Annotated in this window: 20 protein-coding genes; 7 read left to right on the plus strand and 13 right to left on the minus strand. The window is 69.8% G+C overall.

Annotated features, from left to right (window positions below):
• Positions 1-6 precede the first annotated feature (6 nt).
• The 12 genes from JD276_RS07155 to JD276_RS07205 form a co-directional block, all read right to left on the minus strand.
• Positions 7-720: an enoyl-CoA hydratase/isomerase family protein gene (locus JD276_RS07155; RefSeq protein ID WP_200114960.1), complete on the minus strand. Its 714-nt coding sequence runs from the start codon at positions 718-720 to the stop codon at positions 7-9.
• The gene (locus JD276_RS07160; protein ID WP_307866494.1) at positions 717-2,384 is read right to left on the minus strand and encodes a class I adenylate-forming enzyme family protein; all 1,668 of its coding nucleotides are present in this window, start codon (positions 2,382-2,384) and stop codon (positions 717-719) included. Before JD276_RS07160 ends, JD276_RS07155 begins: the two co-directional genes overlap by 4 nt.
• Positions 2,378-3,196, minus strand: a complete 819-nt coding sequence (locus tag JD276_RS07165; RefSeq protein ID WP_200114962.1) for an enoyl-CoA hydratase/isomerase family protein — start codon at positions 3,194-3,196, stop codon at positions 2,378-2,380. The genes JD276_RS07160 and JD276_RS07165 overlap by 7 nt, the downstream gene beginning before the upstream one ends.
• An 82-nt stretch (positions 3,197-3,278) precedes the next feature.
• Complete coding sequence (locus JD276_RS07170; protein WP_200114963.1) at positions 3,279-5,183, minus strand: GAF domain-containing sensor histidine kinase; 1,905 nt, start codon at positions 5,181-5,183, stop codon at positions 3,279-3,281.
• Entirely contained in the window at positions 5,180-5,821 is a 642-nt protein-coding gene (locus tag JD276_RS07175) for a response regulator (RefSeq protein WP_200114964.1), read from the minus strand. Before JD276_RS07175 ends, JD276_RS07170 begins: the two co-directional genes overlap by 4 nt.
• A 13-nt stretch (positions 5,822-5,834) precedes the next feature.
• A complete protein-coding gene (locus JD276_RS07180) occupies positions 5,835-6,593 on the minus strand; it encodes a citryl-CoA lyase (RefSeq protein WP_200114965.1) in 759 nt (252 codons plus the stop codon).
• Positions 6,593-8,401 (minus strand): AMP-binding protein, encoded by a 1,809-nt coding sequence (locus tag JD276_RS07185; RefSeq protein ID WP_233615451.1) that lies wholly within the window; start codon positions 8,399-8,401, stop codon positions 6,593-6,595. Before JD276_RS07185 ends, JD276_RS07180 begins: the two co-directional genes overlap by 1 nt.
• The gene (locus JD276_RS15905) at positions 8,283-9,614 is read right to left on the minus strand and encodes an MFS transporter (protein WP_233615440.1); all 1,332 of its coding nucleotides are present in this window, start codon (positions 9,612-9,614) and stop codon (positions 8,283-8,285) included. Before JD276_RS15905 ends, JD276_RS07185 begins: the two co-directional genes overlap by 119 nt.
• Positions 9,615-9,884: 270 nt before the next feature.
• Complete coding sequence (locus tag JD276_RS07190; RefSeq protein WP_200114967.1) at positions 9,885-11,012, minus strand: C45 family autoproteolytic acyltransferase/hydrolase; 1,128 nt, start codon at positions 11,010-11,012, stop codon at positions 9,885-9,887.
• Positions 11,009-11,833 carry a polysaccharide deacetylase family protein gene (locus tag JD276_RS07195; protein WP_200114968.1) on the minus strand — a complete coding sequence of 275 codons (825 nt, stop codon included), beginning with the start codon at positions 11,831-11,833 and terminating at the stop codon, positions 11,009-11,011. Before JD276_RS07195 ends, JD276_RS07190 begins: the two co-directional genes overlap by 4 nt.
• Before the next feature lies 1 nt (position 11,834).
• A complete protein-coding gene (locus tag JD276_RS07200; RefSeq protein ID WP_200114969.1) occupies positions 11,835-13,538 on the minus strand; it encodes a hydantoinase B/oxoprolinase family protein in 1,704 nt (567 codons plus the stop codon).
• Positions 13,535-15,601 carry a hydantoinase/oxoprolinase family protein gene (locus tag JD276_RS07205; RefSeq protein WP_200114970.1) on the minus strand — a complete coding sequence of 689 codons (2,067 nt, stop codon included), beginning with the start codon at positions 15,599-15,601 and terminating at the stop codon, positions 13,535-13,537. Before JD276_RS07205 ends, JD276_RS07200 begins: the two co-directional genes overlap by 4 nt.
• Positions 15,602-15,825: 224 nt before the next feature.
• Here JD276_RS07205 and JD276_RS07210 point away from each other — a divergent pair, with 224 nt between their 5' ends.
• From JD276_RS07210 to JD276_RS07240, 7 genes are all read left to right on the plus strand, one after another.
• Positions 15,826-16,629 carry an SDR family NAD(P)-dependent oxidoreductase gene (locus JD276_RS07210; RefSeq protein WP_200114971.1) on the plus strand — a complete coding sequence of 268 codons (804 nt, stop codon included), beginning with the start codon at positions 15,826-15,828 and terminating at the stop codon, positions 16,627-16,629.
• Positions 16,630-16,738: 109 nt separating this feature from the next.
• Entirely contained in the window at positions 16,739-18,463 is a 1,725-nt protein-coding gene (locus tag JD276_RS07215; protein ID WP_200114972.1) for an ABC transporter substrate-binding protein, read from the plus strand.
• Between the two features lie 131 nt (positions 18,464-18,594).
• A complete protein-coding gene (locus tag JD276_RS07220) occupies positions 18,595-19,920 on the plus strand; it encodes an ABC transporter substrate-binding protein (RefSeq protein WP_200114973.1) in 1,326 nt (441 codons plus the stop codon).
• Positions 19,920-20,735 carry an ABC transporter ATP-binding protein gene (locus tag JD276_RS07225; protein WP_200114974.1) on the plus strand — a complete coding sequence of 272 codons (816 nt, stop codon included), beginning with the start codon at positions 19,920-19,922 and terminating at the stop codon, positions 20,733-20,735. Before JD276_RS07220 ends, JD276_RS07225 begins: the two co-directional genes overlap by 1 nt.
• Complete coding sequence (locus JD276_RS07230; protein WP_200114975.1) at positions 20,728-21,438, plus strand: ABC transporter ATP-binding protein; 711 nt, start codon at positions 20,728-20,730, stop codon at positions 21,436-21,438. Before JD276_RS07225 ends, JD276_RS07230 begins: the two co-directional genes overlap by 8 nt.
• Positions 21,435-22,322 (plus strand): branched-chain amino acid ABC transporter permease, encoded by an 888-nt coding sequence (locus JD276_RS07235; RefSeq protein ID WP_200114976.1) that lies wholly within the window; start codon positions 21,435-21,437, stop codon positions 22,320-22,322. The genes JD276_RS07230 and JD276_RS07235 overlap by 4 nt, the downstream gene beginning before the upstream one ends.
• Positions 22,319-23,425, plus strand: a complete 1,107-nt coding sequence (locus JD276_RS07240) for a branched-chain amino acid ABC transporter permease (RefSeq protein WP_200114977.1) — start codon at positions 22,319-22,321, stop codon at positions 23,423-23,425. The genes JD276_RS07235 and JD276_RS07240 overlap by 4 nt, the downstream gene beginning before the upstream one ends.
• Here the strand turns inward: JD276_RS07240 and JD276_RS07245 are convergent.
• Positions 23,410-24,141 carry an SDR family NAD(P)-dependent oxidoreductase gene (locus tag JD276_RS07245; RefSeq protein WP_200114978.1) on the minus strand — a complete coding sequence of 244 codons (732 nt, stop codon included), beginning with the start codon at positions 24,139-24,141 and terminating at the stop codon, positions 23,410-23,412. The genes JD276_RS07240 and JD276_RS07245 overlap by 16 nt on opposite strands.
• Between the last annotated feature and the right edge of the window lie 90 nt (positions 24,142-24,231).

Consider the following 24,231-nt stretch of genomic DNA (forward strand, 5'->3'; position numbering starts at 1 on the left):
TTTGGATCATCGGGATTCGCGGGTTCCTCGGAGATTGTCGGTGAGTACGGCGTCGTACTCGGCAGTGCGCCGGAGAAACTGCTCGCTCCGAAACCGCATGAGCCAGGTCCTCCGAGCGGCTGAGAGGAACGCGGGATCTGCCGCGGCCAGGTCCCTGAGAAGGGAATCGAGGTCGTGCTCGAATCCTCCCGGGGCCAGCACCGTGCTGATGAGCCCGAGCTGGAGGGCCTGTTGCGCCGTGACCCGTTCCTCGGTGAGGGCCAGCCAATGCGCCTGTCGCGGAGGCACTGTCTCTTCCAGATAGGCGAGCACCCGCCCGGGATACAGACCGAGGCGACGCTCGGGTAGCCAGAACGTCGCCTGCTCCCCCGCGACGGCGAGAGGACTGAGCGCGGCGAACATGAGGGCCCCGGCGAGCGCGGGGCCCTCGAAGACCGAGACGACGAACAGCTCCGTGCGCAGGAGAGTGTCGGCGATGACAAGCTCGGGGGAGTCTGAATCGAGGCGGATCGGTTCGCTGAGGTCGACGCCGGAGCTGAAGACGGGGATGGCCGAGCGGAGAACGAGGATGCGCGCTCCCCGATCCTCCGCCTCGTGCAGCGCACCGGCGATGGTGTGGGAAAAATCGGAGTCGAGGGCGTTGCGCTTCGCGGTGCGACGGAGAGTGACTGTCGCGATGGGGCCGTCTATGGAGAGGCGGATGTCGTCCTTGTGGCTCATCCGGGTGTCTCCGTCGCCGATCGATCGAGACGGTCGATGAGCTCCTGCCGCACGCGTCTGCGGTCGACCTTCCCGGAGTCGAGCATCGGGATGGTGTCCACCGCCTGCACGGTTCTCGGTGCCTTGAAGCCGGCCAGCTCACGGCGGCAGCGCGTGGCGATGCGGGTGATCGCAGCGCGCTGGTCGTCGGCGCCCTCGCGTGTGAGCTGGACCACGGCTGCCGGGATCTCGCCGAGGCGACGGTCGGGGATGCCGACGACGATCGCTTCCTCGATGAGGGGGTCGTCGCGCAGGAAGGACTCCACCTCGGCGACCGATACATTCTCGCCACCCGGTTTCAGACGGTCGTCGATGCGACCGGCGTAGCGGAGCACGTCGCCGTCGAAGCGCACGAGATCGCCGGTGCGCAGGCCTTCGGGGCCGAGCGGTGGCGATCCGAGATAACCGCGCATGACCATCGGCCCGCTGAGCCAGAGTTCTCCGATCTCTCCTGGCGCCACAGGGACATCCGTCTCGGGGTCCAGGACGCGGACCCGTGTTCCCGGCGTCGGGTGGCCGAGAGTGCCGAGGCGGACGGGCTCGGGGTCGGTCCGGACCGTGCAGGCGATCGTACCCGCCTCGCTGGATCCGAACATATTGACCAGTTCGCTCACGCCGAGTGTGTCCTGGATCTCCTGGAGCGAACCATGATCGCCGCTGGCCCACCCCCGCCGGAGGGAGGGGAGAGGGCGAGGCGCGGTGCGATAGGCGTCGAGCAGCATCCTCCACAGTGCACCGTGGCCCTGGAAGGCCGTGCATCCGCGTTCGATCTCCTGCAGCGCTGCCGCGGCGTCGAAGCGGCGAGGGATCACCATCGTGCAACCGCTGGTGATTGCGGCCAGGCATGTCGAGATCGTGCCGCCGATGTGGAAGAACGGCAGCGGGGAATACATCCGATCGTCGGGTCCGATGCCCAGGCATTCCGCTCCGTAGTGCGCAGCGGCGAGCGAGCCCGACTGTGTGATCAGTACGCCCTTCGGAGTCGACGTGCTCCCCGAGGTGAACTGGATGAGCGAAACCTCGTCATGATGCGGCGCAGGTACGTCGAGATCGCGTTCGCCCGCCGTGAGGTTGCCCAGGCGCGTCCCGAGCGGAGCTGTGACAAGAAGCTCTGCGTTCTCCGGTCCCAGGGCCTCGCGCAGGAGACCGGCGCTGTCGATGTCGAAGAAACCGGTCGCCGCCAGGACGAGGCGCGGCTGTAATGCGCCGAGCACCTGTGCGAGCTCTCCGGCCCGCAGGCGTGTGTTCAGTCCGCAGATCCGCGCGCCTATCCGCGCCGCACCGAGCATGGCCACGGGCCAGAGCGGCGATGGCGGTGACCAGACCGCTAAGGAATCACCCCGTGCGAGGCCGGCGTTCCGCAGAGCGGATGCGAAGTCAGCCGAGAGCTCGATGAGGTCACCCACGGTCAGTTGTGAATGCTCATCGGGGAACTCGTACAGGACGTGGTCTGCGCCGAAGCGTCGTTCAGCATCTGCGAGTGCCTCGGCATATCCCTGTCGCGGCATCGGGCGCAGACCCAGTCGATGCGCCTGGGTGAGCTCTCCCTCAGCGAACCCGGCACCAGCCGGCTGGTGCCGGGAGAGGGTGGACGCCACGGGATTCATCCGGGCCATCCTCAACATCCCCGGAAGCGGGGGGCGCGCTTCTCCTGCCACGCGGCGATGCCCTCCTTCGCGTCCTCGGTGTCCTGCAGCAGGCGCACCATGAGGTCCTCCATGCGGATCCCGTCGGAGAGGGTGGTGTCGTAGGCGCGCAGGGCGAGCTCCTTCGTCGCCTGGGCGGCGAGGGGCGATCGCTCGGCGACGGTCTTCGCGTACGCGATGGCCTGGGCGCGGACGTCGCCCTCGACGACGTGGGAGACGAGTCCGTGCCGGATGGCGTCCTCGGCCTGCAGGACGTCGCCACCGAGCAGCATCGACAGCGCGACGGCGTGCGGGATCTGACGCAGGAGGCGCTGAGTCCCGCCGAATGAGGCGAGTACTCCCCACCCGGTCTCTGGCGTCGCGAAGCGGGAGCGCGCGGACGCGAAGCGGATATCCGTCGCCAGCAGCAGGGTGAGTCCGCCGCCGAAGCACACTCCGTCGACTGCGGCGATCACGGGCTTGCGCAGTTCCAGGCCGCGATCGGGGCGAAGATCCGCGAACGGTGCGAGCAGCCGCTGAAGATCGACGGGATCCGAGAGATACTCGTCGATGTCCGCGCCGGCGCAGAACGCGCGACCCGCCCCGGTGAAAACGACGACGCGGACGTCCGCGCGGTCGCTCGCGATGCGCCAGGCCCGTTCAAGACCGTCGAGGAGCTCGAAGGTGAGGGCGTTGAGGCGTTCCGGCCTGTTCAAAGTGATGATCCCGACCTGATCCTCGATCCGCATGAGTACGGTCGGGGTGCCGAGTTCCAGATGTTCTGCGGTTTCTCGCACGTCTTCGTGTGGCATGGTTCCACACTCGATGCCGCGCCGCGATACGGCAACTGGCATTAGTGACAGCAGACGGCGGCACGGCCGATTGCGCGATCGGTCAGCCGGGCCCCACTGGTAGCCGGAGGGACGCACGGGTGCCGCCCGTGGTGAGGCTCTCGACGGTGAGCTCACCGCCTTGCGCCTCTGCACGCCGGTGCATGGCGCGCAGGCCGTGCTTCATCGTCTCAGGCCTGCGCGCCCGCTCGGACGTTCTCTTCCCGCCATCGAGCTCGCTGAGGCCGACTCCATCGTCCACGACGACGAGCTCGACGGACCGTCCGTCGTCGACGACGCGCACGGTGATCCGGACCCTGCTCGCGTCCGAGTGCTTGGCCGCGTTCACCAGACATTCGCGAGCGGCTCTCAGCAGTTCAGCGCCGGTCGGGTCCGAGACGCCGTCGACCGCCTGCTCGATGACGGACTCGATCGCCAGCCCCCACTGCTCGCGGACGGAGGCGAGTGTGCCTTCGATCTGCCGGGAGAGAGGATCGGGAGGTGCCTCGAGCAGGAAGATCGCGTCTCGCAGTGCCGCCTCGGCCGTGCGGACGAGTTCGATCGCCCGGGGTACTTCCGGCTCCGGTTCGGCGGTGAGGGCGAGTTGCGCGGCGAACAGCAGCTGCGAGACGTCGTCGTGCAGGTCATCGGCTATACGCTGGCGTTCGCGGTGCTGGGCGAGCTCCTCCTCTTGGCGGCGTGTCTGCTGCAGTGATGCCGCCTCACTCAGCACCTGGGCGAGGTCCGCCAACAGTGCGCGCTCGCTCCGTCCGAATCCGTTCGAGGCTCTCTCCGCGCGCAGGACCAGGTTCCCGGCGTTGCCGCCGCAGGGCAGCTCCATCAGCGAGCCGAGCGGTCCGCGGGACGGAATCTCCATTCTGCTGCCGGACGAGGAGGCCGCTCGACCCCGATGCACGGCGAGGTGATCGGCGGCCAGGAGGCGACGGGTCTCGTCCACGATCCCTGTGATCCGCGTCTCGTCCGGCGGGGAGGCGAGTGCCGCGATGCGGAGTGCGGCGACGATACCGTCTGCCTCATACGCGAATCGCCGACGCTCGGAGAGCCGTGTCAGCTCGACGGCGAGCGAGAGACGGGGGAGGACGGGGAGTACGACGCCCATGTCGTCCGCGTCGAAGCCGTTCTCCTTGTTGACGATCATCAGCACGCCGATCGAGCGGGCAGCGACAACGAGCGGGAGGGCCAGCATGCTCCGGATTCCGAATGCCTGCGGATAGTTCTGGAGGACGGCGGGATCGCCGATGACATGATTGCTGGCGAACGGCTGCTGCAGTTCGAACACGCGCGCAGCGTTGCTGTGCAGGTCGCCGGGGTCGATGGGGAAGCGGCGGGTGACGGATGCCGGGAGCCCGAAGGAGCCGTCTGCGGTGATCAGCAGCCCGGTGTCGTCGTCCGCGACGGAGAGCCCCACGCCGACTTCTCCCAGCTTCGCGGACAGAGCGACGGTCATCGCTTCGATGAGGGTCGTGAACGAGTCGGTCGACAACACGAGGGCGTCGAGGTCAGTGAGGTCCGGCGCCGCGGTGGGGGCTTGTCGATACTCGAGCGCCGATTCGCAGACGCGTGCGAGTGCGCTGAGAAGCGGGGGGTCGGGATGCCGGGGCTCCGCCGCCAGGACCACGAGGAGCCCGATCACCTGGTCGTCTCTGGTCACCGGAACCCGCGATGATGAGGTGAAGCCGAACTCGGTAAGGCGCTGGCGGAAGGAGCCGTCTGCGCTGCCCTGCGCGCCGCCCCCGCCCGCGCCGGTGTCGCGGGCGGGGAGGATGAGACGTGCGAGGTCGTTCGCGCGCGACTTGCTGATGCCGTGCGAGCCGACGGCCGGATCTCCGCTCTCTCCCCAGACGGTGAGGATTGCGGCGTCGAAGCGGGTCACGGTGGCCACCGTGACGCAGAGCCGTTCGAGCAGCCGCCGGTCGACGTGCCCTGTTCTCGGGTTCGTGCGGTTCATGGCGAATCGGGGGTGATGAGCTCGCGGCGGATGGCTTCGGCGATGACCTGCGTCTTCGATCGCGCCCCCAGGAGCTCCTTGGCCCGTTGCATGTGAAAGCGGACGGTCGATTCGCTGATGTGGAGGGTGTGTGCGACCTCCTTGTCCGTCGCGCCCTGGGCAGCGAGGGAGAGGACGCGTTCTTGCTGAGGGGTCAGTTGCGGTGAGAGCGGGGTGCCCCCGCGGAGGCGCTGCACCAGATCGGCGGGAGACTCCTCGCGGATATGCCCTTGCAGTACTCCGGTGAGCGCCGTGCGCAGCTCCTCGCTGCCCGCCGACTTGGCGACATAGACGTCGGCGCCTGCTTCGTACGAGGCCCGGACGCTCCGCTCGCTCAGGTGGGTGCTCAGCACGACGATCCGGAGCTCTGGATGCTCCTTCCGCAGGCTGGCGATGAGATCGTGCCCTGACATACCTGGCAGACGCAGATCGACGATGACTGCTGCCGGCCGTTCGCGGTGGACGGACTCCAGCGCCTCCTCTCCGGTGGCCACGCCGATGACGCGGCGCTCGTCCGAGGAGAGCGTCGCGATCAGGCCGTCGCGCACCACCTCGTGATCGTCGACGATGAGGATGAGGGTCGGAGCCGTGGGGTCCATGTCGCCAATTCCATCATCCTGTCGACGGTGCGCGGTAGGGCGCCGCGGCCTCCGCCGCAGCCCAGAGCGCGGCGGCGGTAGGGCGGGACGTCTCATCCCAGAGGTGGCCGACGAGACCGGCCGTGCGCGCGACGAGTGCGATGCCGCGCAGGATCTGCCATGGCAGGCCGATAGCCGAGAGCAGCGCAGCGCCGGCGCCGTCGACGTTGACCGGGAGCGCCCGCCCAGACGCTTCCTCGGCTGCCTCCCGAAGCATGTCGAGGCGGTCCCGGGTGAGAGAAGGCAATTCGGTCTCATCCGCGAGTGCGTACAGTGCACGTGTCCGTGGATCGCCGTCCTTGTGGGTGGGGTGCCCGAGGCCGGGAATCCGGAAGCCCGCCGCTCGCATATCGGTCACCACCGTTCTCGCATGTGCCTGCGGATCTGCCTCTTCCGGCCACTCCTGCAGGATGCGGCCGCAGCCGTCGAGGGCGCCGAGGAAGTGATCGCCCGCTCCCAGGAGGCCGGCGGCGACCGCGCCCTGCAGGGCGCCGGGGGCGCCGAGGTCGGTCAGGCGGGCCACGACCGCGGTGGGCGTAAGGCCGTGCTCCGTGAGAGCGACGAGCACCGCATCCAGGATCCGGCGTTCCTGTTCACCGGGCAGCTGCGCCTGGATTTCAAGAGCGACCATGTCGGTGAAGGTGATCCGGCCGATCAGCTCGTGCGAGAGGTCGCGGCCGCGAACTGCGACGGCGTCCGAGGTGGCCTCGCCCATAGTTTGGTGTGTGGTCATCAGATGCTCTCCTGTGCGAATAGGGACCCCGTCGGGGCGCGGTCGGGACGGCTCCAGGCGACGGCGAGGTCGGAACGACGGAGCTCTTCCTTCTTCACCCTCGCGGTGTGGGTCTTTGGAAGCTCCTCGACGAGGCAGATGCGTGATGGGCGCATGAAGCGCGGCAGTCTCTCGTCCAGGTCCTCGGCGATCTTGGCAGCATCCGCAGAAGGCTCACCGACGATGAAGAGGACGACGTCTCGGTCGCCATGGGTGTTCGGGATGCCGACCGCGGCGCACTCGCGCACCAGCGGATGTTCGGCCACGATCGATTCGAGCTCGACGGAGGATATGTTCTCTCCTCCGCGGCGGATCGTGTCCTTCAAGCGGTCGACGAAGTAGAACCACCCGTCCCCGTCGCATCGGGCGGCGTCGCCCGTGTGGAACCAGAGGTCGCTCCACGTCTCGACGGTGGCGGCCGGCGCACGCCAGTATCCGGCCATGATCTCGTGGGGGGCGGACATCCGCAGGACGAGCTCGCCGACCCCGCCCACCGGGACCTCGTGTCCGAACTCGTCGACGATACGCGCGTCGACGCCTTCGCGTGCCCGTCCACAGCTTCCCTGCGGCGCATCGCTCCAGCCGGTGGCGATGGGCGAGGCGACCTCCGTCATGTTGAACAGGGTGCTCACACGGACGCCGAAGCGCTCCTGGAATGCGGCGGTGTCCGCCGGCAGCGGAGCCGCGCAGACGTTGCGCAGTGTGTGGTCGCCGTCCGAGGTGGTCGGCGGCTGTTGAACGAGGTACGAGACGGTGGAGGCGACGAGCATCGTCGAGGTGACCCCGTACTCGCGGATATCGTTCCAGAACTGCGAACTGCTGAACCCGTCGCGGATGATCAATTGACCGTTCAGGAGTGCGCTGGAGTAGACGCCGACTTTTCCTGAGACGTGATACATCGCCCACGGGCTGTACCAGACATCGCCCTGCCGTCCGTCGACCGGCATGAGCCACCGGGCCGTCGCGTACTCCTGGGCCCAGGGGACGAGGACGCCCTTCGAACGTCCACTGGTGCCCGACGTGTAGACGATGGTGGCGATCTCGTGAGGGAGCGGGTCGCGGTCGTCGACGGCGACTTCGGCCCCGAAGTCCGCGCGGCTGAATCCCGTGCGAGCATCGGAGGACTCGGATGCTCCGTCGACGAGGTAGACCGGCGGTGCTGCAGGCGAACCGTGCAACGCGTCTCGGAGAACGACGGAGAACCTCGGTGAGGCGATGATGCACCGCGGGTCTGCATCTGAGAGGACGTAGCTGAGGAGCGAGCCTCTCAATGCGGTATTGACGGGTGTCTCGATCGCACCGATCCGAGCCGCAGCCATCCAGACGGCGGTGGCATCGGACGAGGGTGGAAGGAGCGTGACGAGCCGATCGCCGCGCTCGACTCCTGCGGCGGTGAGCGCGCGCATCCACTCCTGCACTCTCGTCTCGAGCCCGAGATAGGTGACGTCGTCGCCGTCGACGGTTCGGATGAAGACGTGATCGGGCTGTTCGAGCGCCCGTCTTCTGAGGAGCGTCGGCAGGGTCAGGGAGATATCGGTGTCGAGCCGGTCGGGGAGGAGCAACGTCATTCGAGGCCTTCTCGTGTCTACGGTTGTTTGTCCGGGTCGTGCGTCGGGATGATGGGAATGGATCGACGCGGGGAAGCCTTCGTCAGGAGGGGGTGCCCTCGTCGGTGGGCTTGGGCTCGTGCATGATGAGCCCGGTGATGAGCGTGATGAGGCAGGCGCCGATGACGTACAGAGACACCGGCCAGGATTCGCCGCCGGCAGCACCCACGAGGCTCGCGGCGACGAAGGGCGTGGCGCCGGCGAAGACGATCGAACCGATCTCGCGGCTCACCGAGAACCCGGTGAATCGGTTCCTGGTCGAGAAGAGCTCGCTCAGCAAGACCCCCTGTACGCCGAGGATCGTGGGCACTCCGATTCCGATCCCGCCGATCATCGCCAGAATGATCAGCAGATCCTGTCCGGTATTGAGGAGCATGAAGAACGGGAACGCGAACAGGGCGGAGATCGCGGATCCGGCGATGAGGACCGGCCGACGGCCGACACGGTCCGAGAGCGCGCCCATGAGCGGCACCATGAACATCGCGAGGAAGGCGGCGATAGCGACCGCCCACGTGCCGATCGACGTCTCGATGCCGAGGTTGTTGCGCATGTAGGACAGGGAGTACGTCTGGTAGGCGTACGTCGCCGTGAAGGCGCCCGCCACGATACCGATGACCAGCAGCACGCTTCGCCATTCGTGGCGGAACACTGAGATCAGCGGGACCTTGGCGATCTCTTCGCGTTGCTCGACCTGCTTGAACTCGGGTGTCTCGTCCAGGCGCAGCCGAATGTAGAGGCCCACGGCTACGACGACGACGCTGAGGAGGAATGGGATGCGCCAGCCCCAGCTCATGAAGGCATCTGTCGGCATGAGGGCGAACAGGGCGAACACCGTCGACGAGAGCACGGTTCCCGAGTAGGTCCCGATCGTCGCTATCGACCCGAAGAGCCCTCGGCGGTTCTTCGGGGCGAATTCCGCGGAGTAGATCGTCGCTCCGGCGAGCTCCGCTCCCGCGCCGAGACCCTGAGCGAGCCTCAGGATCACCAGAAGGATCGGTGCGAGGATCCCGATCGTCGCATAGCCGGGCAGCAGACCGATGACCGCGGTGCTGACGCCCATGAGGATGAGGGTGGCGACCAGGGCCGGCTTCCGGCCGACGCGGTCACCGACGGCGCCGAAGATGATCGATCCGATCGGACGGGCTGCGAAGCCGACGCCGAAGGTTGCAAACGAGAGGAGCGTGCTCACAACCGGGTCGACGGACGGGAAGAAGACCGGTCCGAGGACGAGTGCGGATGCCGTCGCGTAGAGGAAGAAGTCGTACCACTCCAGAGTGGAGCCGATCACGGACGCGCCGGCGACCCGACGCAGTGTCGAGAGGGTCTGCGCCGGAGTCGCGTCGGCCGCAGAGGAGGATGGATCCAGTTTCGTCATTGAAACCTCGATTGTCATGTGCTCATCGAGCACGAGCGGATGGGGCATCCCTCACTCTCTCGAAGGCTCGCCGTCGGGGTAACTGCCGAAACCGACAGTCTGCGCGCACGGGGAACGCATTGAGCTTCGCGCGCCTCTCCGGACACGATCCGTTTCCCATGCCGGCCGCTGGCGCGGCGGCCGACGCTGAGAACACGTAGGCGCGCCTCCGCGCGGCAGCGGTCCCGCAGGCTTACGGCCGCAGCCGGGTATCCCCGCGCGCGGATCCCGCTACTCGCGCCATTCCGGGTAGTCGAGTTCGATCCAGTCGCTCTCGCAGGGCGGCCCGGCGGTGTACCCGAACCGGCGATCGAACGGCGAGATCAGCACTCCCGCGAGGGTCTTCCAGCGCGCCGCCGGCTCCGACCGCTCGTCGGGATGACAGCACACCGAGTTCGGGTAGCCGACGTGATCCTGCAGCGCGCCTCGCAGATCCGCGTCCGCGAACCCGCCTCCCACCGAGGCGAAGCGTCGCCGCATGCGCCCGAGACGCGCGTAGCTGTCGGCCATCGCGATCGGGGCGAGATCGAAGCCGCCGACGATGGGCTCCGTGAAGTGATTGGCGTGCGTGAGCGTGCCATCGTCCGATGCGGTGATCGAGAGATTGTCGGGACCGCCCGGAGAGGCCTCGACATTCAGGATCGCGCCGCTCGCATCCGCCAGCACGAAGTTACCCGAGGTCGCACGGGGCATGCCGGCCAGGATCTCGAGCGCCTCCGCCGCGTGAGCCGCGTCCGCCACCGAGCGGATCTGCAGATGGTAGGGCACCCCGGCCGTGACGGCGTCGCGAGAGCTCACCAGCGTGTTCATGCCCAGGGCGAGCCCCGAGGCGGTGAGCACCATCTTCGCCAGCAGCCCCGCCTCGACGAGCGTCACGTAGTCGGGGCCGTCGGGGCGCGCGACCTCGAGGATGACGACCCCGCCCTCGAGCTCCTCGAGCCAGTCCCAGTTCTGCCCGACGACCGCGCCGCGGAACGGGCTGCGATCCGCCTCGACCGCGAACGAGGTGCACTCGCCCCTGAGCGCGGCGCCCTTCGCCCGGGTGGCGCCGTTCAGCACCTCCGAGCGGCAGTTGATCGCCAGGATGTCGTCGAACGGGAGCCCGCTGCCCTCGGCGATCCCGCGGATCTCGACGAGCAGGTGCGGCGCGTGCCGTTCGATGGCCGGCAGGTATCCGCGCGCGATCCGGATGGCGGCCTCCCACTCGACCCCCTTCGCCGCGAAGGCGCGTTCGTAGCCCGAGCGGATGATCGCGATCTGCGCCGCGGCGAGCTCGCCGTACTGACGCGACCGATCGGCCGCCTCGCCGCTGATCCGCACCCGAGGGTACGCACGCGCGGGGGTCGCCGCGCCGCTCATCGGTCACCGCCGAGGTCGAGCTCCAGCGGCCCGTGCTCGCGGGCGTAGGCGGCCACCTCGCGGGTCGTGGCGATCCAGGCGCCGGTGTCCTGCAGGTGGCCGATCACGGTGTCGAGCATCTCGAGGCGAGACGGTCGGCCGGAGATCATCGGGTGCGCGGTGACCATGACGTGGCCGCCGTGCCGAGCGATGCCGTCGATCTCCGGGATCCAGACGTCGAGCACCTCGCGCGGCGACCGGATCGTCTTCTCCCAGGTGTCGTTCGCGAACCAGAAATGCGGCGCATCGTCGAGGATCCAGGAGACGGGGACCTCCATGATGTCGTGCGACGGGTGCCGGTACGGCACGATGTCGTCGAGGAGGTTGGAGCTGTACGCGAAGCCGGCCTCGACGAGGAGGTCGAGCGTGTGCGCACTGAACTCCCACGACGGCGAGCGGTATCCGACGACGTCGGCGCCGAGCGCCCGCAGCGCATCCAGCCCCGCCCGGAGCTCCTCGCGCTCCTGCTGCTCGGTCATCCCGGTCGGCGAGCTGTGCGAGTGCCCGTGATGGGCGACCTCGTGACCGGCGGCGACGATGGCGCGGACGGCATCGGGGTGCCGCAGCGCGTCCTTGCCGCAGATGTAGAAGCTCGCCGTCACTGCGTGCTTCTCGAGCAGTCGCAGGATCAGGGGGACGCCGACCTTGGGGCCGAACGCCCCTTGCGACAGCACTCCGGGCGCCGAGGCGTTGGCGGGGTTCTCGCCGATCCACACCTCCTCGGCGTCGAAGTCGAAGCTCAGGGTCGCCCCGTACCGGCGGCCATCGGGCCACTGCGCCATGTCATTCCCTCCCTGCGGGATCCGCGCTCGCGCGCGAGGATCCGTCGTCGTCGCTCCGCGCCTCGGTCCCGCCGAGCCGCCCCTCGCGCGCGTCCCACTCGTGCAGCTCTGCGGGGCGCTCCGCCGGGTCGCCGTAGCCGCCACCGCCGCCGCTCTCGACCCGCACGACGGTGCCGGGTGCGAGCACGCGCGAGGTCTTCATCGGCCGATCGATGACGGCGCCGTCCGGGCCGATGACCGTGATGGTCGTCGGCAGCGCGTCGCCGCCGCCCGCCGCCCCGGCCGGGGCGAATCGCGCATCGGTCTGCTCCGCGTAGAAGGTCGCGTGCTGCGGGTGCTCGAGGATCTCGTACTCCCGCACCAGGCCGAGGCCGCCGTGGTACTTGCCCAGGCCCTGCGATCCGGGGCGGAACTCCGTGCGCAGGATCCGCACGTTGTAGTTCGTCTCGACGACCTCGGTCGGCATCACCCCCACGTTCGCCATGTAGGTGTCGACGCCGTCAAGCCCGTCTCCCTCCCGCGTGGCTCCCGTGCCGCCGCCCACGACATCGGCCATCACGGACGGGGCGCCGGTGCGCGGGTGGGTCGAGCCGATGTTGAAGCTGAAGAAGCTCACCTGGCTCGAGGCGACCGCGAGGTCGGGCCAGATCCGGTGCATGGCGTGGATCAGGGTGTCGGCCAGTCGCTGGCACGAGTTGTGCCGGATCGACACCGCCGCGGGCGGCAGCGGGTTCACGACCGAACCCTGCGGAGCCGTGATGTCGAGCACCCTGAGCAGGCCGTCGTTCGCGCTCACCGCGGGAGCCACGACCGCGCGCACCGCGTACACGAGGGCGGCGCGCGCGCTCGCCCAGGGGATGTTCATCGCTCCGGCGGTCTGGGGCCCGCAGCCGGTGAGGTCGATGGCCAGGCGGCCGCCGCGCTTCTCGATGCGCGCGTGGATGCGCGTGGGGTCGCCGCCGCGGCCGTCGTCGTCGAGCGCTCCCTCGGCCTCGCCCGCACCGTCGGGCAAGGCCGAGAGGAGGCGCCCGATGGTCGTCTCGACGCCGTCCAGCATGCGCTGCATGACCTCGAGCAGCTCGGCCGTGCCGTACAGGGCGGCGAGCTCGTGCACCCGCTCGGCTCCGAGGTGGCAGGCCGCGCGCTGCGCGCGGAGGTCGCTGAGCGTCGACAGCGGATCGCGGAAGTTCTCGGTGAGGAGGGCGACGAGGTCCTCGTTCTCCTCGCCGGCGATCGAGAGTCGGATCGGGGGCATGACGACCCCCTCGCCGTAGAGGTCGCCGAGCTCCGGCCCCTCGCTTCCGGGATTGACGCCGCCGACGTCGATGTGGTGGGCCGCGGTGCCCGCCCACGCCATCAGCGCCCCTCCGACGAAGATCGGTGTGACGATGTTGACGTCGGGCAGGTGCATCGCACCCTGATACGGATGGTTGCAGATGTACGCGTCGCCGGCTCGGATGCGACCCTGCCAGGCGCGGAGCACCGACTTCACCACGAGCGACATCGCCCCGAGCTGAGCCGGGATGTAGTCGGCCTGCGCCACGAGGTCGCCGTCCGCGGTGAAGAGCGCGCACGAGAAGTCGTCCATGTCGCGGATGATGGGGCTGTAGCTCGAGCGCTTCAGCACGCTGCCCATCTCCTCCGCGGCCGACTGCAGCGCGGCCGCGGCCACCTCGAAGGTGACGGTGTCCACTGGGGTGCTCATCGCGACTCCTCGTCTCGGTCTGATTCGGTGACTATGAGGTCGAGCGTGCTGGCCACGCGTACGAGCTGGCCGGGCAGGATGACGGAGGTGGCGTCCATCTGCTGGATGATCGCCGGCCCGGTGAACTCGGCGCCCGCGACCAGTGCGCCGCGTTCGATGACGGGCGTGCGCATGCGCCCGCACCCGGGGAGCAGGACCTCTCGCTCGGCGACGACCGCGTCCTCGGGCAGGGCCCGTGCCGCGACGGGGACCGCGGGCTCGGCGCCGCGGTCGATCACGCCGGTCGAGGTGAGGCGCACGGTCACGATCTCGACCGGCTCTGCTGCGTTGCTGTGCCCGTATCGCTCATGATGCGCCTCGTGGAAGCGCTCGGGGATGTCCGCGAGCTCCTCCTCGCCCCACCCCGAGAGCGGAATGTTGAGCTCGAACCCCTGGCCCCGGTAGCGGCAGTCGACCGTCGCCGTGTACTCGATGCGGCCGGGGTCCACGCCGTCCTCGGCGAGCTGCTCGGCGGCCTCCTGCGCAGCCTCTTCGAACCACTCCCGGATCCCGGGGATGCGCGCGGGTTCGGCTTCGAAGAGCAGGGTCTGGGAGTGGTCGAGCTTGAGCCCGGCGACCAGCAGGCCGTCGGCGGCGAAGAGGCCGGGGCGCAGGGGGATGATCGCGCTCTTGAGCGCCATGTGCCGCAGGATCAGCCCGGCGTGGAGCGGGCCGGCCCCGCCGAACGCCACGAGCGAGAACTCGCGCGCGTCCAGGCCCCGCTCGACGCTCACCTTGCGCACGGCGCGGACCATGTGGGCGAGCCCGATGGCGAGGATCGCCTCCGCCGCCTCCTCGACGGCCATGCCGAGCGGCTCGGCGATCCGGCCGACGGCGGTCACGGCGAGGTCGCGGTCGATGACGAGACCGCCCGCGAGCTCTCCCGAGCCCAGCGTGCCGAGCACGACGTGGGCGTCGCTGATCGTGGGTTCGACGCCGCCGCGCCCGTACGAGGCCGGGCCCGGAACGGCCTTCGCCGACATGGGTCCCACCTTCAGGCTGCCGGCCTGATCGATCCAGGCGATGCTGCCGCCTCCGGCGCCGATCGTGTGGATGTCGACGGTCGGTGCGAGCAGGGTGTGGTCCTGCACCTCCTGCACGGTCGTGAAGGGGATGCTCGCGTCGCGCAGCAGGCAGACGTCGGTCGAGGTGCCGCCCATGTCGAGGCTGATGAGGTTCGGCTCGCCGAGCGACTCGGCGAGCGCGTGCAGCCCCGCGACCCCTCCGGCCGGCCCCGAGAGTACCAGGCGGTGCGCTTCCGCCCCCGCGCGAGACGCGGGCACGCAGCCGCCGTTGGACTGCATGACCAGCAGCTGCGACCCGACGCCGCTGGCAGCGAGCGCGCTGCCGGCGCGGCCCAGATACGCTTCGACGATGGGGCGCAGCGCGGCGTTGATCGCGGTCGTCGCCGTGCGGGGATACTCGCGGAACTCCCGGACGAGCTCGGACGAGAGGGTCACGGGGGTGTCGGGGAACGCCGCGCGCAGCGCTTCGCCGACCTCGCGCTCGTGCGCGTCGTTGAGGTAGCTGAAGAGCAGGGAGACGGCGATGGCCTCGGGCGCGGCCGCGCGCAGCTGCTCGATGATCGCCTCGAGGCCGGCGCGGTCCACCGGCTTCAGCACGCGACCCGCCGAGTCGAGGCGCTCCCCGATCTCGAAGCGCAGCTCGCGCGGCACGAGCTCGGCCGGGCGCCGCGGGGTGAGACTGTAGACATCGGGGCGGTGCTGCTGCCGGTAGCCCAGCACATCGCGGAACCCCTCGGTGGTGACGAGCGCCGCGCGACCGAGCGAGCCCGTGAGCGTGGCGTTCGTCGCGACGGTCGTGCCGTGGCAGACGAGGGACACGTCGGGCAGCTTCACACCCTGATCCTCGAGGGCCGCGACGGCGCTGCGCAGGCCGAGCGACGGATCCGCCGGCGTCGAGGCCACTTTGGCCTCGACGATCTCGCCACCGCTGCTGCGCGCGATGGCGTCGGTGAAGGTTCCCCCGGCGTCGATGCTGATCGTCCACCTCGGCAAGGTCATCGTCGATTCCCCTCGGTCGTCCGGGATGGCGGTCCCGCCCCGGGTCACCTCATTGTGCTGCGGCTGCTCGGCCCCGTGCATGGGTCATTCGACGTACGGCGCGCGGCGGTCTCGCGCCCGCATCGGCGCCCGCACCGACCCCATACGTCAATCGACCGATGATCCCGGGCGGCGCGGCGGCGAGAGTAGGAGGCAGACGTCAGCGCACGAGGTTCGAGGAGCACATGCCATCACCACCCCCCGCCCAGAGGAACGGCGCCGATCGCGCCGCAGTCGCGATCGTCACGGGAGCGGCCTCGGGCATCGGCCTCGCGACCGCGAGGCGCCTGCTCGCCGACGGGTACCGGCTCGGGCTCGGCGACACCTCGCCGCGGCTCGCCGAGCTCTTCGCCCCCGAGGTCTCGGAGGGCGCCGTCGTGACCGTCGTGGGCGACCTCGCAGACGAGGCCGTCCGGAGGGAGCTCGTCGAGGCGGCGACGGAGGCGTTCGGGGGCATCGACGCGCTCGTCAACAACGCCGCCGCGCCGGGTGAGTCCGCCGAGGTCGCCGCGATCGACCTCGACGCCCTGCGGCGCACGCTCGAGGTCAACGTGGTCGCGGTGATCGGGCTCACCCAGCTGGTCGTGCCGCTGCTCGAGCGCTCGCCGCGCGGGCGCATCGTCAACATGGGTTCACTGTTCGGCGACGAGCCCGTCGCCGGCGGCGGACCCTACTGCGCGAGCAAGGGCGCGATCCACACCCTGACGCGGGTGCTCGCGATCGAACTGGGCCCGGCGGGCATCACCTGCAACACCGTGGCGCCCGGCTTCATCCTCACCCCGATGCACGCGGAGGAGGTGGAGTTCCAGGCGAGGGAGCAGGGGATCACCGCCGAGCAGCGCTACGCCGAGCTGCGGGAGCGCGTCCCGCTGCGGCGTCACGGCGCCCCCGAGGACGTCGCCGACACCGTCGCCTGGCTGCTCGGCGACGACAGCCGCTACGTGTCGGGTCAGCGCATCGCCGTGAACGGCGGCGTGCAGTTCGGCTGAGCCCGCCCCGCCGCACGGGGCGCCGCCCGGGCCCGCGCCCCGCCGGCGTCGTGCCCCGCTTGCTACTATCTCCCTACCACCCGGGGAGCGATCGGACGGAGAGGTGCTCGTGCTGCAGGCAGTCGTTGAGCGCACCATCTCGGCGGCCACTCCGGTGGACTCGCTCCCGAAGCACGTCCCGCCGGAGATCTGGGGCTACGCCAAGGCGTTCCTGCAGATCCGCCGCCCCGCACTGAGGTTCATCTGGCGCGATGAGAGCCAGTGGGTCGACGTGCAGCTCACGCTCGAGCACGCTCCCGGGGAACGCAGGCCCGGAACCGAGCGCGTGTTCGTGCGCCTCCGGCCGAGCGAGATGCCGCGAGGGCTCACGGTGCGCGAGCTCGACGTGCTCACCCTCGTCGCCCTCGGGCACACCAACGGCGGAGTGGCGGAGCGGCTCGGCACCTCCGCGAGGACCGTCTCGACCCAGATCGAGCGGCTGCTCGAGAAGCTCGCCCAGAGCTCGCGCGGGGGCCTCGCCGCGCTCGCGGTCGACCTCGGTCTGCTGCGCCTGCCCCTGCCCGGCGGCCCCCCGGAGAGCACCGGGCTCGGCGTGGCGGAGCTCGAGCTGGCGTACCGGCGGCGCCTCGGGATCGACTACCGGCCGATCCGGGAGGACTTCGCCGCACGCGTGCCGATCCGCGTCGGAATCCTCAGCCCGGGGACCTCGGTCTCCGACGGGGCCCAGGTGCTGGGCGGCGCGCTCCTGGCGATCGACGAGATCAACCGGCACGGCGGCATCGGGGGGCGGAGCATCGAGGCCGTCGCCGTCGAGGTCGACATGTTCGACTGGGCGAGCGTCAGCGCGGGGCTCGGCATGCTCTTCGAGGCGGACGTCGACGCGATCGTCACGAGCTATGTGAGCGCGGAGCAGCCCGAGGCGCTCGACCTGATCGCCGAGTACGGCAAGCCGTTCCTGCACACGGCCACGTTCGAGGCCGACGTGCAGCGGGCCGAGCGCGAGCCCTGGAAGTACGGCACGGTGTTCCAGACCTGCGCGTCCGAGAATCACTACGCCCCCGGGATGCTGCGCCTGCTCGGACAGCTCGAGCGGCTCGGCGCCTGGACTCCGCCGAGCCGGGTCATCGTGCCGCTCGAGCTGCCCACGGCGAGCATGCACCTGGCGACCCCGGCGCTGCGCGAGTCTGCGGCGGCGCAGGGGTGGGAGGTCGCCGAGCCGATCCTGACACCACCCGGCGTCACCGACTGGGACGGCGTGGTCGCGCGGCTGGCGCGGCTGCGCCCCGCCGCGATCCTGTTCGCGAGCTACCTGGAGCAGGAGTTCGCCGCCTTCCAGCGGGCGTTCCTGCGCCACCCGTTCCCCGCGCTCGTCTACGGCATCTACGCGCCGTCGAACCCGGCCTTCATCGAGGCGCTCGGCCCGGCGGCCGACGGCGTGCTCTGGTCGACCACGACGGGCACGTACGACGACGAGTTCGGCGGTCGCTTCCGCGAGCAGTACCGGGCGAAGTACCGCGAGGATCCGGGCTGGTCGATCGGCGGCGCGCTCTACGACCAGGTGCGCATGCTCGCCGCGGCCTGGTCCTCCGTCGACCCCGACGACGTGGACGACGTGGTCAAGCACCTCCGGCGCTGGCCCTACCGGGGCGTGAACGGCGTCTACTACTTCGGCGAGACGGGCCAGTCGCCGAAGCTCTACCCCGACACCACCAACGACGCTGCGCTGAGTCAGGCTCACCAGATCTACCAGATCCAGGACGGCGAGCACGTGCTGCTCAGCCCGGCGCCCTTCGGCCGCATCTCGGACTTCCGCTCGCCCGCCTGGCTCTCCTGACCGCTTCGCGGTCCTCCCGAGATCCGTCAAATGACGCATGCCGACGTCTCGACGGGTGACCTAGCGTAAGAGCCGACGTGGCAGGGGGTACCCGGCGGCGCGCGGTCGTTCGCACGAAGGAGTGGAAGAGTATGAGCGAGAACCAGCCTCCGAGTGGAGTGAAGAGGAAACGGATCACCCGACGCGATCTGGTGCGCACCGCCGGCGCGACCGGACTCCTCGGCATCGTGGCTGGAGCCGCAGGAGGATACTTCGCGGCGCCGCGCGGCGGAGCGGCGGGCGCCTCGGGCGGCGGGGGCACCATCAAGTTCGGTCTCGTCGCCCCGGTGACCGGCCCCTACTCGGGCGACGGCCAGGAGATGGAGCGCGGCGCGAGACTGGCCGTCGAGGACATCAACGCCGAGGGCGGCGTGCTCGGCCAGCAGGTGGAGCTCGTCGTCGGCGACGTCGGAGACCAGGCGCCGGAGAACTTCATCCAGGTGGCGGAGCGCCTCGTCTCCCGCGAGAAGGTCGCGGCGGCGTCGGGCGGCTACACGACCACCACGTCGGTCGAGTTCGACACCTACGCGGAGGGCGGGGTTCCGCTCTTCCACACCAACACGCTGCAGGCGAACTCCGACTACGTCGCGGAGAACGGCATCACGAACATCTTCCAGTGCTGCCCCACAGAGCCCTGGTACGCGAGCGGCTTCCTCCAGCTGATGACGCAGTGGATCGACTCGGGCGTCTGGACGCCCTCCTCCACGACCGCCGCGGTGATCGCGAGCAACGACTCGTACTCGATCTCCATCGCCACGGTGATGATGGACGGGCTCAAAGAGCTCGGCTGGGACATCACCATGTACGAGGAGGTCTCCGTCCCCTACGTCGACTGGGGTCCGCAGCTCTCGAAGATCCGCAACAACCCGCCCGGCCTCATCTTCGTCACCGACTACCTCGCCGGCGATCTCGCGAGCTTCGCGAAGCAGTTCGCGACCGCCCCGACCCCGTCGCTGCTCTACCAGCAGTACGGACCGAGCGTGCCCGAGTACCTCGAGCTCGCGGGCGACGCCGCCAACGGGGTGATCTGGTCGACCACGATCGGCACGCTGCCCGACGACATGGGCACGAGCTTCCGCGAGCGCTACCGCGACACCTACGGCACCGAGGCGGGCCTCAGCCAGTCGGGCGCGCAGTACGACATCCTGCGCCTCTGGGCGCTGGCGGCCTCGCGAGCCGGCGACGCGTACGACACCGAGGGGATCACCGCCGCCATGCGGGGGATCACGTTCCGCGGCGTGGTCGGCACCTACCGCTTCGATCAGACGGACCTCACCGCGATCCCGTACCCCGACGCGGTGGACGACCCGAGCCTGGGCATGCCGCACCTGACCTATCAGATCCAGGACAAGCAGCAGGTGCTCATCTCGCCCGCGCCGTACATCAACGGCGAGTTCACCCTTCCGGGCTGGCTCTGATGGGCGCGGGCACGGAGGTGCTCCTCGACGTGCGGGGAGCCACGAAGCGCTACGGCGGCCTGATCGCGGTGAACGACGTCAGCTTCAGCGTGCGCCGGGGGGAGATATTCGGGATCGCCGGTCCGAATGGCGCTGGCAAGACCACGCTGTTCGACGTCGTCACCGGCATGGTGCGCGCGACGGGCGGCGAGATCGACTTCGACGGAGTCTCGATCGTGAGATCGTCGGTGCACGCGATCTGCCACCGCGGCATCACCCGCACGTTCCAGAAGCCCTCGGTGTTCGACAGCGAGACGGTCATGGGCAACGTGGTCGTCGGGGCCCACTTCGGTTCGGGGAAGCCGTGGTGGAAGAGCCTGAGCCGCGACCCTCTCGTGTGGGACCGCTCGGTCGAGGCCCTCGAGTTCGTCGGCCTGGCCGAGCGCGCCGAGGAGCGCTCGGGCGACCTCCCCGTCTACGACAAGAAGCGCCTCATGATCGCATCGGCGCTGGCGAGCTCGCCGAAGATGCTGTTCCTCGACGAGCCGTTCGGCGGCCTCAACGACGAGGAGATCGACGCGATGCTCGCCCTGCTCTCGCGCATCAACGCCGAGCGCGGGATCACGATCGTGCTCATCGAGCACGTCATGCGCGCGCTCATGACGCTCGCGGATCGCGTGCTCATCATGGACCAGGGCAGGACGCTGCGGCAGGGCGATCCGCACACCGTCATGACCGACCCGGACGTCGTCCGGGTCTACCTCGGCTCCTCGGCGGAGGAGGCGGCCTCGACGGCCGCGATCAAGATCGCCCGTGAGGAGGAGCGCAATGCTTGAGCTGACCGACGTGGTGGCCGGCTACGGCACCACCACCATCGTGCAGGGCATCTCCCTCGAGGTGGACCAGGGCGAGTGCTCGGTGCTCGTCGGGCCGAACGGCCACGGGAAGACCACGCTGCTGCGCACCATCAGCGGCCTGATCCGCGCCAGGTCGGGCAGGATCCGGTTCGACGGGACGGACATCACGCGCGAGCGGGCCGAGAGGCTCGTCGAACGGGGCCTGATCCACATGCCCCAGGGCGACCTGGTGTTCCCCGACATGACGGTGGAGGAGAACCTGGCGCTCGGAGCGTTCACGAGGCGCGCGTCGAAGCGGGCGAAGCAGCGTCAGGAGGAGGTCTACGCCGTCTTCCCCCGGCTGCTCGAGCGTCGCACGCAGCGCGCCCGCACCCTCTCGGGCGGCGAGCGCAGGATGCTCGCCATCGGCCGCGGCCTCATGGGCGACGGCAAGCTCATCATGATCGACGAGCCGAGCCTGGGGCTGGCGCCCGTGATCGTCGACGAGGTCTACTCGCGGATCCGCCGCATCGTGGACTCGGGCATGACCGTGCTGCTCGTCGAGGAGAACGTCACGCGGGCGCAGACGCTCGCCGATCGGATCCACCTCGTCGAGAACGGCGGGATCGTCCGCTCGGCGGAGGGTTCGGAGCTCCTCGACGAGCGGGCGCTCCGAGAGACCTACCTGGGGGTGACGGAATGAATCTGATCCTGCAGACCCTGGTCAGCACGCTGGTGCAGGGATCGATGCTCGCGCTCATCACGATCGGCATGAACCTCGTGTACGGCACGCTCCGCGTGCTGAACATGGCGCAGGGCGTGATGGTGATGGTCGGGGGCATCGCGGCCTGGACCTTCGTGGCGAACTTCGGCCTCTCGCCCTGGCTGGGGCTGATCATCGCCGTGCTCGCCGCCGCGCTGCTCGGCATGCTGAGCTACGCCGTCGGCGTCAGCCGGCTGATCGGCCGCGCGGGCATCGACTTCGAGATGACGGCGTTCATCTCGACGTTCGCGATCGCATCGATCGTGCAGAACCTGGTGCAGCTCTTCTACGGACCGCGCCAGAAGGACTTCCCGACGCTCGTGCCCGGGCGGCTCCAGCTCACGGACGGGGTCTCCATCACGTGGCATCAGCTGCTGACCGCGGGGATCGCGATCTTCGCGCTCACCGCGCTCGGCCTCTTCCTCGCCAAGTCGCGGTACGGCCTCGCCATCGTGGCGGTGGCGCAGAACCTCGATGCGGCGAGGCTCATGGGCATCCCCGCCCGCCGGGCCTACGTGCTCACGATGGGGCTCGCCGCGGGCCTCGCGGGTCTCGCGGGCGTGCTGCTCGCCCCCGTGTACTTCGTCTCGCCCAACATGGGCGACCTGCCGATGCTGCAAGCGCTGATCGTCGCGATCTTCGCGGGCCTCGGCAGCACGCGCGGCACCATCATCGCCGCGTACATCATCGGTTTCGTGCAGGCGGCGGTCTCCATCTTCTGGACGTCGACGTACGCGATGCCGGTGCTCTACGCGCTGATCGTCGTGGTGCTCATCGCGCGTCCCTTCGGTATCGCCGGCAAGCCGCAGGAGGCAAGGCTATGAACTCGAATCGCACGCAGGCCCTCGACGCGTCGGCCGGGTCCGCGCTCGGGCGAGGGGAGGCACCCCGCTGGGGCGCGACCTCGATGGGGTGGCCCACCCCTCGGCCCGCGCTCGCGGGAGCGGTGCTGCTCGTCGCCGTCGTCTTCCCGTTCATCGCGCCGGATCGCAGCTGGCTGAGCACGGCGGCGCTCGCGATGATCACCATCACGCTCGCGCAGAGCTGGAACCTCGTGCTCGGCTACGGCGGGGTGTGGAACTTCGGCCAGCTCGCCTTCTACGCGCTCGGCGCCTACTCGGCGGCCCTCGTCGCCACCTACCTGCCGCTCTCGCCGTGGATCTCGATTCCGCTCGCGGGCCTCGTGTCGGGTGCGATCGCGCTGCTGCTGTCGATCCCCGTGCTCAGGCTGCGCGGCATCTACGTGTCGCTGCTCACGTTCGGCTTCGCCGAGGTCGTGCGCCTCCTGATCGTGGCCGACCAGAGCGGCGTGACCGGCGGCAGCTACGGCATGTCCGGATTCGCGGGCTTCGGGTTCTCGGGGCCGCAGGCGCTGAGCGTCAACTACTGGATCGGGCTCGGCGCGGCCGTGCTCACGACCCTGATCCTGTACGCGATGATCCGCTCGCCGCTCGGCAACGGGATGATCGCGATGCGGGACAACCCGGCGCTGGCGTCGGCGCGCGGCATCGGACAGCGGACCTATCAGATGCTGATCTTCGCGATCTCGGGCTTCCTCGCCGGCGTGGCCGGGGCCGTGTACGCGAACGTCTTCGAGGTCGCGTCGCCCACGCTGATGGGGCTCGGGCCGATGACCCTCATCGTCACGATGATGGTGGTCGGCGGGCTCGGCACGATCACGGGACCCATCATCGGCACGCTGCTGATCTCGTTCGTGCAGATGCAGTTGCAGGACGTGCCCGAGATCCGATTCATCGCGCTCGGAGCGGTGCTGCTCGTCGTGATCCTCCTGATGCCCCGAGGGCTCGTCCCGTACCTCAGCGAGGCCTGGGCGAGGTTCCGGTTCTGGGTGGACGAGGATCAGGACTGGACGGACGAGGACTACGAGGACGACCCGCAGCCGCGTCGCGCTCAGCTGGCGAGGTAGCCGCCGTCCACGTGCACGGTGGTTCCGGTGATGTAGGCGGCGGAACCGCTCGCGAGGAACAGGCACGCCGCCGCGACGTCGTCGACCGTGCCGAGGCGGCGCGCCGGCAGGTGCGCGGTGAGCGCCTCGACGGCCCTCGGGGTGTTCCCGAGGGTCAGCATCGGAGTATCGATCATGCCCGGGGCGACGGCGTTCACGCGGATCCCCCGCCCGCCGAGCTCGGCCGCCAGCTGCTGGGCGAGGCTCACGATCGCGCCCTTGCTCGCGGCGTAGGCCGATCCGGGCTCCGTCTCGTCGCCGCGGCCGTACGCGACCGAGCTGAGCAGCACGATCGCTCCCTCGTCGATGATCCGCGAAGCCTCCCGCGAGACGAGGAAGGAGCCGCGGCCGTTGACGCGCATCGAGAGATCCCACTCCTCGGCCGACGTCTCGGCGAGCGCCTTCCAGCGGTAGACGCCGGCGCAGTGCACCACGGCGTCGGGGGCGCCGCCCAGCAGCGCCGGAGCCTGCGAGAAGACCTCGGTGATCCGCGCCTCGTCCGAGACGTCGGCGGCCCGCTGGACGAGCCCCGGGGCGTCCCAGGCCGCGTCGGGGTGCAGGTCGATGGCGAGCACCCGGCCGCCGGAGGCGAGCGCGCCCTCCGCGACGGCTCGGCCGATGCCCGAAGCGGCGCCCGTCACGACGACTCGGCGCGGCAGGGTGCTGTTGAGATCCATCGGGTGTCCTCTCCACGGTGCGGTACCACCTCATCAGACCACGCCGGCCCGGATCGCCGCGTCCGTGATTTGGCGGATATCGGTCGGCCG

Source organism: Leucobacter chromiisoli, assembly GCF_016522505.1.
Taxonomy (GTDB): domain Bacteria; phylum Actinomycetota; class Actinomycetes; order Actinomycetales; family Microbacteriaceae; genus Leucobacter; species Leucobacter chromiisoli.